This is a genomic window from Poseidonibacter lekithochrous (assembly GCF_013283835.1).
GTDB classification, from domain to species: Bacteria; Campylobacterota; Campylobacteria; order Campylobacterales; family Arcobacteraceae; genus Poseidonibacter; species Poseidonibacter lekithochrous.
The window spans coordinates 2,638,530-2,651,002 of record NZ_CP054052.1 but is presented as its reverse complement, the minus strand read 5'-3'; the positions used below and the strand labels follow the sequence as shown (position 1 = coordinate 2,651,002).

13 protein-coding genes are annotated in these 12,473 nt (G+C 28.6%); 11 read left to right on the top strand and 2 right to left on the bottom strand.

Annotation, left to right across the window (positions count from 1 at the left end):
- Position 1: 1 nt before the first annotated feature.
- Positions 2-1,009, bottom strand: coding sequence for an ADP-glyceromanno-heptose 6-epimerase (rfaD, locus tag ALEK_RS12625; protein ID WP_071628118.1), 1,008 nt, complete (start codon positions 1,007-1,009; stop codon positions 2-4).
- 1 nt (position 1,010) lies between these two features.
- On the bottom strand, positions 1,011-1,541 hold the full coding sequence (gene gmhB, locus ALEK_RS12620) for a D-glycero-beta-D-manno-heptose 1,7-bisphosphate 7-phosphatase (RefSeq protein WP_071628117.1): 531 nt from the start codon (positions 1,539-1,541) through the stop codon (positions 1,011-1,013).
- 122 nt (positions 1,542-1,663) lie between these two features.
- On the opposite strand from gmhB, the gene ALEK_RS12615 reads away from it, so the two are divergent.
- The 11 genes from ALEK_RS12615 to ALEK_RS12565 all read left to right on the top strand — a co-directional run bounded on the left by ALEK_RS12615 (position 1,664) and on the right by ALEK_RS12565 (position 12,453).
- A complete protein-coding gene (locus tag ALEK_RS12615) occupies positions 1,664-2,407 on the top strand; it encodes a hypothetical protein (RefSeq protein WP_071628116.1) in 744 nt (247 codons plus the stop codon).
- A gap of 9 nt (positions 2,408-2,416) precedes the next feature.
- Positions 2,417-3,286: a glycosyltransferase gene (locus ALEK_RS12610; protein ID WP_071628115.1), complete on the top strand. Its 870-nt coding sequence runs from the start codon at positions 2,417-2,419 to the stop codon at positions 3,284-3,286.
- A 61-nt stretch (positions 3,287-3,347) separates the two neighbouring features.
- Positions 3,348-3,536 carry a 50S ribosomal protein L28 gene (gene rpmB / locus ALEK_RS12605; RefSeq protein WP_071628114.1) on the top strand — a complete coding sequence of 63 codons (189 nt, stop codon included), beginning with the start codon at positions 3,348-3,350 and terminating at the stop codon, positions 3,534-3,536.
- Positions 3,537-3,559: 23 nt separating this feature from the next.
- Positions 3,560-4,681, top strand: coding sequence for a potassium channel family protein (locus ALEK_RS12600; RefSeq protein WP_071628113.1), 1,122 nt, complete (start codon positions 3,560-3,562; stop codon positions 4,679-4,681).
- A complete protein-coding gene (gene argJ / locus ALEK_RS12595; RefSeq protein ID WP_071628112.1) occupies positions 4,681-5,862 on the top strand; it encodes a bifunctional glutamate N-acetyltransferase/amino-acid acetyltransferase ArgJ in 1,182 nt (393 codons plus the stop codon). The genes ALEK_RS12600 and argJ overlap by 1 nt, the downstream gene beginning before the upstream one ends.
- 68 nt (positions 5,863-5,930) lie before the next feature.
- Positions 5,931-6,143 (top strand): HP1242/YdcH family protein, encoded by a 213-nt coding sequence (locus ALEK_RS12590; protein WP_071628111.1) that lies wholly within the window; start codon positions 5,931-5,933, stop codon positions 6,141-6,143.
- Between the two features lie 134 nt (positions 6,144-6,277).
- Positions 6,278-8,842, top strand: a complete 2,565-nt coding sequence (gyrA, locus tag ALEK_RS12585; RefSeq protein ID WP_071628110.1) for a DNA gyrase subunit A — start codon at positions 6,278-6,280, stop codon at positions 8,840-8,842.
- 4 nt (positions 8,843-8,846) lie between these two features.
- Positions 8,847-9,884: an aspartate-semialdehyde dehydrogenase gene (locus tag ALEK_RS12580; protein ID WP_071628109.1), complete on the top strand. Its 1,038-nt coding sequence runs from the start codon at positions 8,847-8,849 to the stop codon at positions 9,882-9,884.
- On the top strand, positions 9,884-10,396 hold the full coding sequence (locus tag ALEK_RS12575) for a YqhA family protein (RefSeq protein ID WP_173424144.1): 513 nt from the start codon (positions 9,884-9,886) through the stop codon (positions 10,394-10,396). The genes ALEK_RS12580 and ALEK_RS12575 overlap by 1 nt, the downstream gene beginning before the upstream one ends.
- A gap of 19 nt (positions 10,397-10,415) precedes the next feature.
- A complete protein-coding gene (gene hemE, locus ALEK_RS12570) occupies positions 10,416-11,453 on the top strand; it encodes a uroporphyrinogen decarboxylase (protein ID WP_071628151.1) in 1,038 nt (345 codons plus the stop codon).
- Between the two features lie 82 nt (positions 11,454-11,535).
- Entirely contained in the window at positions 11,536-12,453 is a 918-nt protein-coding gene (locus tag ALEK_RS12565; RefSeq protein ID WP_071628108.1) for a radical SAM protein, read from the top strand.
- Positions 12,454-12,473: the final 20 nt, after the last annotated feature.

The following is a 12,473-nucleotide window of genomic DNA, read 5'->3' as shown; positions in this document are numbered from 1 at the left end:
TTTATTTAACCTCTGTTTTGAATAATCTTTTAATCTCTGGAATATATGCTTTTATTCCATCTTCCATTGTATATTTAGGATCATAGTTTAGATTTTCTTTTGTTGATTCAATATTTGCTTCTGTAAAGAATTGGTATGAACCTACAAATGGATTTGGTATATACTCTTTACCATTATCAATTTCTAATTCTTTTTGTAAAATATTTACAATATCTTCAAAAGATCTTGCTTTTCCAGTTCCTACATTGTAAACTCCAGATTTTTTTGGAGCACAAGCTTTAATATTTGCTTGGATAATATCTTCAATATAAATAAAGTCTCTTAGAATTTTATCACTACCTTCAAATAATTTTGGAGTTAAACCTTTCATTATTTGATGTCCAAATTGAACTACCATAGAAGCAGTACTATTTTTGAAGAATTCTCTATTTCCATAAACATTAAAATATTTTAATCCTACAATAGAGATATCTAAATCTTTTTTTAGATATTGGGCTGTTACATTATCCATCACAACTTTTGAGAATCCATAAGCATTATTTGGTTGCTCATATCCTATCTCAAATCTATCGCTATCTCCATATGTTGCCGCAGAACTTGCATAAATCATATTTGCATTATGTTTAATTGCAATTTTTAATAAATCTTCATATGCATTTACATTTGTTTTCATCATTACATCTTGTTCTAACACGGTTGTATCAGAAATAGCTGCTTCATGGAAAATATAATCAAAACTATAGTTATCTTCTAATTCTTTTAATGCAACTTTATCGTTAATATCTCCGCTTACAACTATACCTTTAAAACCAAGTAGGTTCTTAAAGTGACCGAAGCTTTTTAGGTTTCCATTTGAGAATGTTTCCCCTGATCTAAAACAATCAAATGCAACTACAGTTGCGTTTGGATAGTTTTCTTGAAAATAGAATGCAAGGCTACTACCGATAAATCCAGCAGCTCCTGTAATTAGAATAGTTTTTTTATTAAAATCGATATCTGTATAGTTCATATTATTCCTTGATTATATTTATAGTTTCTTCAATTGTTGTTACAATATTATTTGTTTTTATTTCATCTTTATTATTCGTATATTCACTATTAATTAAAATAGAATTACTAATCCCTGCATTAAAAGCCACTTCAATATCTGATGGTTTATCCCCAATCATCCACGAGTTATTTAAATCAATTTCATATTTTTTACAAGCTTCATTAATCATGCCAGGTTTAGGTTTTCTACATTCACAATTATCATTAGGTTCATGAGGACAATAAAATACATCAAGAATATCAATGTTATTATTTTTAAATTCTTTAATCATCCATGTAGTTAATTTATTAAAGTCTTCTTCACTAAAGTAACCTCTACCAATACCTGATTGATTTGTAATTACTATTATTTGGTATCCTAAAGATTGAAAATGTTTACAAGTTTCAAATAGTTTATTTGTAAATTCAAAGTCTTCTATTTTGTAAAGATAATGTTTGTCAATATTTATAACACCATCTCTATCTAAAAAAATAGTTTTTTTATTGTTCAAAGTTTTTATTCCTTGTTATATTATAAAGGTAAATATTATATCATAATATGTTTTTAACTGGATTAAGAAATAGTGAAGTAAAATTTTTATAATCTGCAAAAATAAATTTAAAAAGAGTCAATATGAAAAGTACCCTACATTCAGCGTTAATTTATCCACTTATTTTTCTTTTTTCTTATATCCTAAAAGGAAAAAAGCTAAATTATGATGATTTTTTAAATCCCAAAAAAGATGAAAAAAAATTAACTATATTAACTATCAATGATAATAATGATACGAAGGAAATATTTTTATTTTCAAAAATAAAATCATTTTTTGATAATGAATCTCCTTTATATGATAAAACATTAATTAATCTAAATGTTAAGAATTCAGATATACCGGAAAAGAAAAACTTAGGTATATTCAATTTTAGCAAAAAAATTGATATGTATTATTCTTTATCTATGTTAAGTAAAAGAATTACAAATGATAATCTTTATTTTGAACTTAACTTCCAAGATAGTATTTCAAAAGAAGAAGAACTAAATAACTATCTAAGATATTGCTTGTTAGTTTTTGCTTCACGTAAAATTGATAAGTTTTTTATTTCATATAAAAACACAACTTTATCTGAGAAGTTAATTTCTATTAATGAAACGATGAAAGAGTATTTAGCTAATAGTAAATTTGAAAACTTTACTGTTTCAAAAGATTTATATGTTCTTACACTTAGTAAGAAATCACAGAAATTAGATATTATCTGGACACATGGGAATAGAGTAATAGAGTTAACTGATTTTAATAAAGTTTACGATAAATTTGGAGTATTACAAAAAGATAATATAAAAATTTCGCAAAGCCCAATTTATGCATTTCACAAATAAAGAGTTTTAATGAGTACAATATCTATAACATATAAAGCAAAAACAAAATTAATTGAAGAATTAGAAAAACAAGAAAATATTAAAACTTTAGAAGATCAAGGTTTATTAAAAAAACTGTCTTTTTCAAAAAAAGAGTATGCTGATGTATATTTTCACTCTGGAGCTATTGATGATAAAGCAATAGAAAATGCAAGCAATGCAAAAAAAGTAATTGTTCCTTCTTTAAAATTAAAAAAAGACATGTCCTCTAAGGCTAATATAAATGAAGAGATTATTGAACTTGTTTACCCAAGTGTAAATCTTGAATATGAAAAAACTAAAATAGTAAAACAAAGAGTTTGTGAGAAGCTAGAAATTGATCCTAAAAAAAGAATAGTTCTTTTTACTGGAAATAATATTAAGTCTTCAGGGGTAAAAGAATTTATTGAAACTATATTTTCATTAAATGAAGACAATTTTATTGCTTTAATTGCAGCTGATCATAAACAAATATATTCATTAAAATTCCAACTTTCAAAATTTGATTATTCAGAACGAATTATGTTAGTTGAGGATTATGATAATATGAATGAACTATTCTTAGCTTCTGATATATTTCTTTTACCTACACATAATAGTAGTTTTGCAACTAATGTTTTAAAAGCAATGTTCTGTAAATGTGCAGTATTTACAACTGCTAATAATCATTCAAAAGAGTTAATTGATGTATTCGCTACTATGGAAAGTCCTAGTGATAGATCAGCTCCCTTTAAAGTTGATGCACTACTTATGCAAAAAGATGAATTAAAGAAAATTAAGAAACAAAATAGAAATATTGCCAAGAAATATACATTATTAAAAAATTTACAAAGAGTTAATGAGATTATACAGAGTGTTTAAATTACGCTTAAGATTTATTGGATACAATACGCAAATATTATTCACTATATAAGGAAGACAAATGTCAAGAAGATGTGCATTATCAGGAAAAGGACCTATGGTTGGAAACAACGTAAGTCACGCGAAAAACAGAACTAAAAAGAGATTTTTACCAAACTTAAGAACTGTAAGAGTTACTTTAGAAGACGGTACTACTCAAAAGATCAGAATTTCTGCTAAAGAGCTAAGAACTCTTAAAAAACACTCTTAAGAAAGCACTAGAAAAGTGCTTTCATGAGCTTACTCAAGCGAATAAAAAAAGCACTTGGCTGGGAAATAAGAACAGCCAAGCCTGAATACGACCTTAACCCCGTAATATACTCACAATTAAAACCCTTTAGATTACCACTTGTATTAGTTCAAGTCATTATGATGATTGGAACACTTGGATATATCATTATTGATGATTTTCCAATATTAGATGCTATTTATCAAACTGGTATTACTTTTACTACTGTTGGATTTGGAGAAATTGCTCCTATCTCACCAGCTGGAAGATTTTTTACTATTACATTAATTATTTTTGGGTTTGCATTATTTACATTATCTACTGCTGTATTAATTGATGCTGTTGTAAAGGGTAGGTTATTTGATCTTTATAAGGAAAGAAATATGCTTTATAAAATTGCTAGACTTAGACGTCACTTTGTTATTTTCTATCACAATGAATATACAGCTCAGTTAGCTAAACAATTTAGGGAAAATCATATTCCGTTTGTTGTAGTTGATCCAAGTGAAGATATTGAACAAATAGCAAAAGAGAATGGTTATCCATATTATGTAAAAGAAGAGCCTTATAAAGAGCTTGCTTTTCTTAAATCACATTTGAGTTCTGCAAAAGGCGCAATATCTTTATCAAAAAATATTTCAGACAATATTACTTTAATTGCATCTGTAAGACTATATGAAAAAGAGCTAGGACGTAGTCCTTTTTTAATTATTTCTAATGCCGAAACACAAAATGAAAAGATTAGACTTAAAAAACTTGGTGCTGATAAAGTTGTTGCAACTCCGTCATTAATGGCAAAAAGAGTATCTGCAATGGCAATTAGACCAGATATGGAAAATGTTTTAGATGAATTCTTATACAAAAGAGATACACCTATTGATATGGAAGAAGTTATAGTTTCTGAAGATTCTTGGGTTGTTAATCATGAAGTTAAAGATTTACATTTAAGAGATAGACTAAAAGTTTCAGTTATTGGTATTACAGAATCAAAAGGTAAGTTTATTCAGATGCCAAAAGGAACAACAATTATTAATGCTAAATGTAAGCTGTTATTAGTTGGTTCTCAAAAAGGTATTGCTAGATCAAAAAGAATTATTAATTTAAAAAATAAACCAGAGGATATATAATGTTTACAATTTTACCTATAAAAGGTTTTATTGATCAAATAGATGGTTTTAACTGTGATGGAATTAGCGCAGGATTAAAACCAAGTGGTGATAAAGACTTAGGGTTTATTTACACTAATGAACCTTGTGATGTAGAAGCTGTCTTTACTGAAAATAAATTTCAAGCTGCACCACTAAAACATTTTTTACAATATGACGAGAATTTTAAAACAAATTTTGTTTTAATTAATTCAAAAAATGCAAATGCAATGACTGGAAAAAAAGGAATTGAAGATATTAATACAATTTTTTCTTCTTTGAATTTTGACTTAGTTAATCCAATTATGAGTAGTACAGGAGTAATTGGAAATCCATTACCAATTGAAAAAATTGTAAATGGTGCAAACTCTTTTGATTTATCTGCAAAAGGTGGTCAAAACTTGTCTCATGCAATAATGACAACTGATGCTTATGAAAAAAATTGTATGTATGAGGTTAAACTTGAAGATGGAAGCTCATTTAAAATAGGAGCAGTATCAAAAGGTGCAGGAATGATTAATCCCAATCTTGCAACTATGCTTTGTTTTATATGTACAGATGCAAATATTCCAAAAGAAGATATGAAAGAAGCTATTGAGCTTAATTCTCATAGTACGTTTAATGCCATTTCTGTTGATGGGGATACTTCTACAAATGATACAGTAATGTTATTAGCTAACAAAAAATCAAATGCATATAATAAAGAAGCTTTTATTGAAGCCTTAAGACTTGTTATGCATGATATGGCAATGATGATGGTTGCTGATGGAGAAGGCGCTAAAAAAGCTGTTGCCTTTGAAGTAATTAACGCAGCTTCAAAAGAAGAAGCCCAAATTGCTGCCAAAGCTTTATCAAACTCTTTATTAGTAAAAACTGCTTTATATGGAGAAGATCCTAATTTTGGAAGAATTGCTTCAACTATAGGTGCTTCAAGAATCACTTGTGATGAAGAAAAACTTGTTATTTCTTATAACGATGTAATTGTTTTTAATAAAGGTGAAATCTATTTTGATGAAGCTCAAGAAGCAAAAGCTTCTAAAGTTTTAGAAAATGATAAATATAAAGTAATCTGTGATATTGGTGTAGGAAATGCATCTTTTACAGCATATGGTTGTGACTTAGGGTACAAATATGTTGAAATCAATGCGGACTACAGAACTTAATAATTTAAACTATATTAAGTTTTCTCCTTGTATACTTTAATAACAAATTAAATTAAGAGGATGTAGCAATGTTTCACGAACACAGAGATTTAATTAATGAACTTAAGAGCAAAGATAATTACTTTGTAAGTATTTTTGATAAGCATAATAATTTGGATGAAGAAATTTGTGAGATGGAAAAATCTCATGCAGATCAGTTTCAAGTTGAAATCAAAAAGAAAGAAAAATTAAAACTTAAAGATGAAATATATAACGCTATTCTAAAACATAAAAATAGTTAATTATATAACTGCAAAAGAAGTATAAAAAAACTAGGTTTTTTTGCTTCTTTTATACTCTCTAAGACCCGTTACAACTTACACTAAGCACTTTTTAGATAAAATAGCTCAATTTTATAATACAAAGGCCTTTTTTTATGGAAAACCTTTTTGAAAACCAAGATATTATTGACATTAATATTGAAGATTCTGTTAAAGCTTCTTATTTAGATTACTCTATGAGTGTTATTATTGGTAGAGCACTACCTGATTCAAGAGATGGATTAAAACCAGTTCACAGAAGAATTTTATATGCTATGCATGATTTAAATATTTCTTCAAAGTCAGCTTACAAAAAGTCTGCAAGAATTGTTGGTGATGTAATTGGTAAGTATCACCCACACGGTGATACTTCAGTTTATGATGCGCTAGTTAGAATGGCACAAGATTTCTCAATGAGAGCTCCTTTAGTTGATGGTCAAGGTAACTTCGGTTCTGTTGATGGTGATAACGCCGCAGCAATGAGATATACCGAAGCTAGAATGACTAAAATTTCTGAAGAAGTATTAAAAGATCTTGATAAAGATACTGTTAATCATGTTGCTAACTACGATGATACGATGAAAGAACCTGCTGTTCTTCCAACGAGAGTTCCTACTTTACTATTAAATGGTTCAGAAGGTATTGCAGTTGGTATGGCAACTAAAATTCCACCTCATAATTTAGGTGAATTATTAGATGCTATTTTACATGTGATAGAAAACCCAGAAGCTACAGCTGATGAATTAATGCATTTTATTAAAGGACCAGATTTCCCTACTGGTGGTACAATCTTCGGAAGAAGAGGTATTATTGATGCATATAATACTGGACGTGGTAGAGTTAAAATTAGAGCTAAACATCATATTGAAACAAAAGGTAAAAAAGAAGTAATCGTTTTAGATGAACTTCCATACCAAGTAAATAAATCAAGACTTATTGAGCAAATTGCTAATTTAGCTAAAGATAAAGCTATTGAAGGAATTTCAGAAGTAAGAGATGAATCTGATAGAGATGGTATCAGAGTTGTAATTGAACTTAAAAAAGACGCGATGAATGAGATTGTATTAAATAATCTTTATAAATCAACTCCTATGGAAACAACATTCGGAATTATTCTTTTAGCAGTTCATAATAAAGAACCTAAAGTATTTAAGTTACCTGAACTTTTAAATATTTTCTTATCGCACAGAAAAACTGTAATTATTAGAAGAACAATTTTTGATTTAGAAAAAGCAAAAGCTAGAGCACACATTCTAGAAGGTTTAAAAATTGCTTTAGACAATATTGATGAAGTTGTTAAAATTATTAGAGCATCTGCAAATGATGGGGAAGCAAAAGAGAGTTTACAAAATAGATTTGGTTTAAGTATTATCCAATCTCAAGCAATATTAGACATGAGATTAGGAAGACTTACTGGTCTTCAAAGAGATAAGTTAGAAGCTGAATATCAAGAATTATTAGCATTAATCGCAGAATTAGAAGCAATTTTAAAATCTGAAGAAAGATTAAATGAAATTATTGTTGAAGAATTAGTTGAAATCAAAGAAAAATACTCTGATGAGAGAAGAACTGAGATTGAAGATTCTTATGACGAAATTGATATGGAAGACTTAATCCCTAATGAGCCAATGGTAGTTACTATTACTCATAATGGATATGTAAAAAGAGTTCCAATTAAATCATATGAAAAACAAAGAAGAGGTGGTAAAGGTAAAGTTGCTGTTACTACTCACGATGATGATTTCATTGAAAGATTCTTTGTATCTAACACTCATGATACTTTAATGTTCGTAACAAATATGGGTCAATTATACTGGTTAAAAGTATATAGAATTCCTGAAGGTTCAAGAACAGCTAAAGGTAAAGCAGTTGTTAACTTAATTAATTTAAGACCTGATGAAAAAATTATGGAAATTATTCCAACGTCAGACTTTGATGAGTCTAAATCTTTAGCATTCTTTACTAAGAATGGTATTGTAAAAAGAACATCATTAGCTGAATTCTCTAATATTAGATCAAATGGTGTAAGAGCTATTGTTCTTGATGATTTAGATGAGATTGTAACTGCTAAGATTACTGATGTAGAATCACAATTCTTAATGGTATTCACATCTTTAGGTCAATGTATTAGATTTGAAATTGAAAAAACAAGAGAACAAGGTAGATCTACTAGAGGTGTTAGAGGTATTAAGTTTAAACACGACACTGACTTCGTAGTTGATGCTGATGTTATTTCGAATGAAGAACAAGAATTATTAACCGTATCTGAAAAAGGTATTGGGAAAAGAACACTTGTAGAAGAATACAGACTTACAAATAGAGCTGGATCTGGTGTTATTTCTATGAAACTTTCTAATAAGACAGGAAATGTTGTTGGTGAAGTTCTAGTAGATGAAACTCAAGACTTAATGGCATTAACATCTATTGGTAAGATGATTAGAGTTGATATGCAATCAATTAGAAAAGCTGGAAGAAATACTTCAGGTGTAATTATTGTAAATGTTGACAAGGGTGATAAAGTAGTTTCTATTGCAAAATGTCCTAAAGAGGATGAAGAGATAGAATTAGATGAAAATGGTAATGTTATTAGATATAACGAAGAGGGTGAAATCATTGAGACTGTAGAATCTGTTGAAACACCTTCATCAAATGAGAATATAGAAAAAAAAGAGGAAGAATAGATAAATGAGAAAATTTAATGTTGCAGTTGTTGGTGCAACTGGTGCAGTAGGTGAAGAATTATTTAGAGTTATGGATGAATATGATTTCCCAGTAAATAATATTATTCCATTAGCAAGTGCAAAAAGTGCAGGTACATCTATTGAATATAAAGAAAAAGAATATACTGTATTAGAATTAACTGAAACAGCATTTGAAGAAAATGAAGTTGATATTGCTTTCTTCTCTGCTGGTGGTTCTATTTCAGAAAAATTTGCAAAATATGCTGTTGAAGCAGGTGCTGTTGTAATTGACAACACATCTCATTTTAGAATGGATCCAAACATTCCTTTAGTAGTACCTGAAGTAAATCCAGAAGATATTGCATCTTGGAGAGAATCAGGAATTATTGCAAATCCAAATTGTTCAACTATTCAGATGGTATTATCATTAAAACCATTAGATGATTTATATGGAATTAAAAGAGTTGACGTATCTACTTACCAAGCAGTATCAGGTGCTGGTAAAGCGGGTATGGAAGAACTTGTAAAACAAATGCAAGCATTTTTCGCATTTGAATTAGATGAAGCTAAAAAAGAAGCATTTGCACATCAAATTGCTTTAAATGTAATTCCTCAAATTGATGTTCAACAACCAAATGATTTCACAAAAGAAGAAATGAAAATGGTTAATGAAACACAAAAGATTCTTCACAAAGAAATTGCAGTTGCTGCAACTTGTGTAAGAGTACCAGTATTGAGATCACACTCTGAATCAATTACAGTTACATTTGAAGATGACGTTGAAGTTGATGTTAATGAAGTTAGATCTTCTTTAGCTGATTTTGAAAACGTTGAAGTTATTGATGATTTATCTAACAATGCATATCCAATGCCAATTATTTCTACGGATACTGATATTACATATGTTGGTAGAATTAGAAAAGATGTATATGCTCAAAATATTGTACATTATTTTAATGTAGCAGATCAAGTTAGAGTAGGGGCAGCAACTAACTCTGTTAGAATTGCTCTTAAATGGATTGAGATGGAGAACGATATTTAATGATTGAAAAGCTTTTTGAAAAAGCTATGTGGCAGACAAGATTCTTAGTTATTCTTGCTGTTATTTTTGGTTTGATAGGAGCTTTAGTTCTATTTGTAGTTGCAAGTATGGATATATTTGGTGTTGCTAAATATGCCTTTACTACAATTATTACTAGTGCCCATCCTGCTAATTTTCACGAAGATCTAGTAAGTGGAATTATTGGAGCAGTAGATTTATATTTAATAGCAGTGGTAATGCTTATCTTTGCTTTTGGTATTTATGAATTATTTATTTCTCCAATAGATCACTCAAAAGAAGCGACTGATGATCAAAAAATATTATCAATCACTTCTCTTGATCAGCTAAAAGATAAAATTGCTAAAGTAATTATTATGGTTTTAGTAGTAAACTTTTTTCAAAGAGTTTTACATACTGAATATAATGGCGCTTTAGAAATGTTATATTTTGCTTTAGCGGTAACTGCTTTAGCAATTGGACTTTTCTTTCTTGGAAAAGTTGGTAAAAAATAAATTTAATAAAGGTATTAATATGTCAAAAATATTTGTAGATGCATGTCTTAGAAAAGAAACTCCTTATACTCCTGTATGGATGATGAGACAAGCTGGAAGATATCTTCCAGAATATATGGAAGTAAGAGCTCAAGCTGGTAACTTCTTAAACCTTTGTCATGACCCTGAAAGAGCTTGTGAAGTAACTATTCAACCACTTGATATTGTTGGTGTAGATGCTGCAATTTTATTCTCTGATATTTTAGTTATTCCAAATGAAATGGGAATGCATTTAGAATTCATTAAAGGTGAAGGTCCACTTTTTAAAGATCCTATTAAGAATGAAGCAGAAATTGATGCTTTAATCGGTGGAGAAGAAGCTGCTAATAAACTTACTTATGTTTATGACACTATTAAACTTTTAAAAGAAAGATTACCAGAAGATAAAGCTTTAATTGGATTTACAGGTGCTCCATGGACACTTGCAACATATATGATTGAAGGTCAAGGTACTAAAACATATAATATTTGTAAAAAAATGATGTATTCTAACCCTGAGTTATTACATAAAATTTTAAGAAAAGTTACTGATGTAGTAAAAATTTATATGGAAAAACAAATTGAAGCTGGTGCTGATGTTGTTCAAATCTTTGATTCTTGGGCAGCTGCAATTGAACCAGGTAGATATGATGAATTCTCATGGAAATACATGGTAGAAATTGCTGAGCATTTAAAAGCTAAATATCCACATATCCCTGTAATTATGTTCCCTAAAGGTGTATCTGCATTTATTAATATGGGTGGAGTATATGGAAACTTTGATGTATTTGGTGTAGATTGGGGAACTCCTATGTCTATGGCAAAAGAAAAACTTGGAAAAGATTATGTTCTTCAAGGTAATATGGAGCCTTGTAGATTATACTCTAAAGAAGAAACTACTAAATGTGTAGAAAAAATTCAAGAAACAATGCAGGGCGAAGGGCATATTTTCAATTTAGGTCATGGTATCTTACCTGATGTTCCTGTTGAAAATGCAAAACATTTTGTAAGTGAATGTCAAAGAGTTTCTAAAAAGTAATAATTACTTTATTTTTATAATTACAAACAAATTAAAGAGAAGCCCTAGGGTTTCTCTTTTTTTATTTAAAAGGATTTTAATTTTGTCATATTCCAATTCAATTATTTTTGGACCAATTCCATCTCGTAGATTTGGTATTTCATTAGGTGTTGATTTATCTCCTTCAAAAAAACAGTGTAATTTTGACTGTTTATACTGTGAATTAGAAGGTGCTAAAACAGTAGAATCAATGGATACATACCCTAGTGTTGAAGAAGTGATATCTTCAATAAAAGAAAGTTTTATTAAACATCCAAAAATTGAGGTTATAACTCTTACTGCTAATGGTGAACCAACTTTATATCCAAAATTAAATGAATTAATTGATGAGATAAATAAAATTAAACAAAATGCAAAAACATTAATTCTTTCAAATGGTAGTACTATTTATAATAAAGATGTATTTAATTCATTACTTAAATTAGATACAGTGAAATTATCATTAGACTGTGTTAGCGAAAAATGTTTTAAAAAACTTGATAGAAATCATAAAAGTATAGATATTAATAAGATTGTTACTTCAATGATTGATTTTTCTAATCAAACAAAAAATGATTTTGTATTAGAAGTACTTTTTGTAAAAGATGTTAATGATAAAGATAGTGAATTAAAACTATTATATAAAGCAATAAAAGATATTAATCCAATAAGAGTAGATATTGGAACAATAGATAGACCACCTGCTTATAAAGTTAAACCTGTTGAATATTCTTATTTAGAAAAAGTTGCAAATTTCTTTGATGGCATTAATACTAACATTGTTTTTAAAAATAGACCGAAACAAATTAATAGTTTTTCGCAAGAAGAAATACTCATTATGTTAAAAAGAAGACCTCTAACTAAAGAAGATTTAGAAAATATGTTTGATCTTGAAAGTAGGGAGATAGTGGATTCGCTAGTAAAAAATAGTAAAATCTCACTTGTTGATAGCAGTGGAGTAGAATTTTATAAAATTTCATAATTTTCTAGAAATATTCTTGA

Excerpts from the sequence above, each read along its gene's own strand:
- rfaD (WP_071628118.1), bottom strand. The coding sequence starts at position 1,009 with ATGAACTATACAGATATCGATTTTAATAAAAAAACTATTCTAATTACA.
- ALEK_RS12615 (WP_071628116.1), top strand. The coding sequence starts at position 1,664 with ATGAAAAGTACCCTACATTCAGCGTTAATTTATCCACTTATTTTTCTT.
- ALEK_RS12610 (WP_071628115.1), top strand. The coding sequence starts at position 2,417 with ATGAGTACAATATCTATAACATATAAAGCAAAAACAAAATTAATTGAA.
- rpmB (WP_071628114.1), top strand. The coding sequence starts at position 3,348 with ATGTCAAGAAGATGTGCATTATCAGGAAAAGGACCTATGGTTGGAAAC.
- ALEK_RS12600 (WP_071628113.1), top strand. The coding sequence starts at position 3,560 with ATGAGCTTACTCAAGCGAATAAAAAAAGCACTTGGCTGGGAAATAAGA.
- argJ (WP_071628112.1), top strand. The coding sequence starts at position 4,681 with ATGTTTACAATTTTACCTATAAAAGGTTTTATTGATCAAATAGATGGT.
- ALEK_RS12590 (WP_071628111.1), top strand. The coding sequence starts at position 5,931 with ATGTTTCACGAACACAGAGATTTAATTAATGAACTTAAGAGCAAAGAT.
- gyrA (WP_071628110.1), top strand. The coding sequence starts at position 6,278 with ATGGAAAACCTTTTTGAAAACCAAGATATTATTGACATTAATATTGAA.
- ALEK_RS12580 (WP_071628109.1), top strand. The coding sequence starts at position 8,847 with ATGAGAAAATTTAATGTTGCAGTTGTTGGTGCAACTGGTGCAGTAGGT.
- ALEK_RS12575 (WP_173424144.1), top strand. The coding sequence starts at position 9,884 with ATGATTGAAAAGCTTTTTGAAAAAGCTATGTGGCAGACAAGATTCTTA.
- hemE (WP_071628151.1), top strand. The coding sequence starts at position 10,416 with ATGTCAAAAATATTTGTAGATGCATGTCTTAGAAAAGAAACTCCTTAT.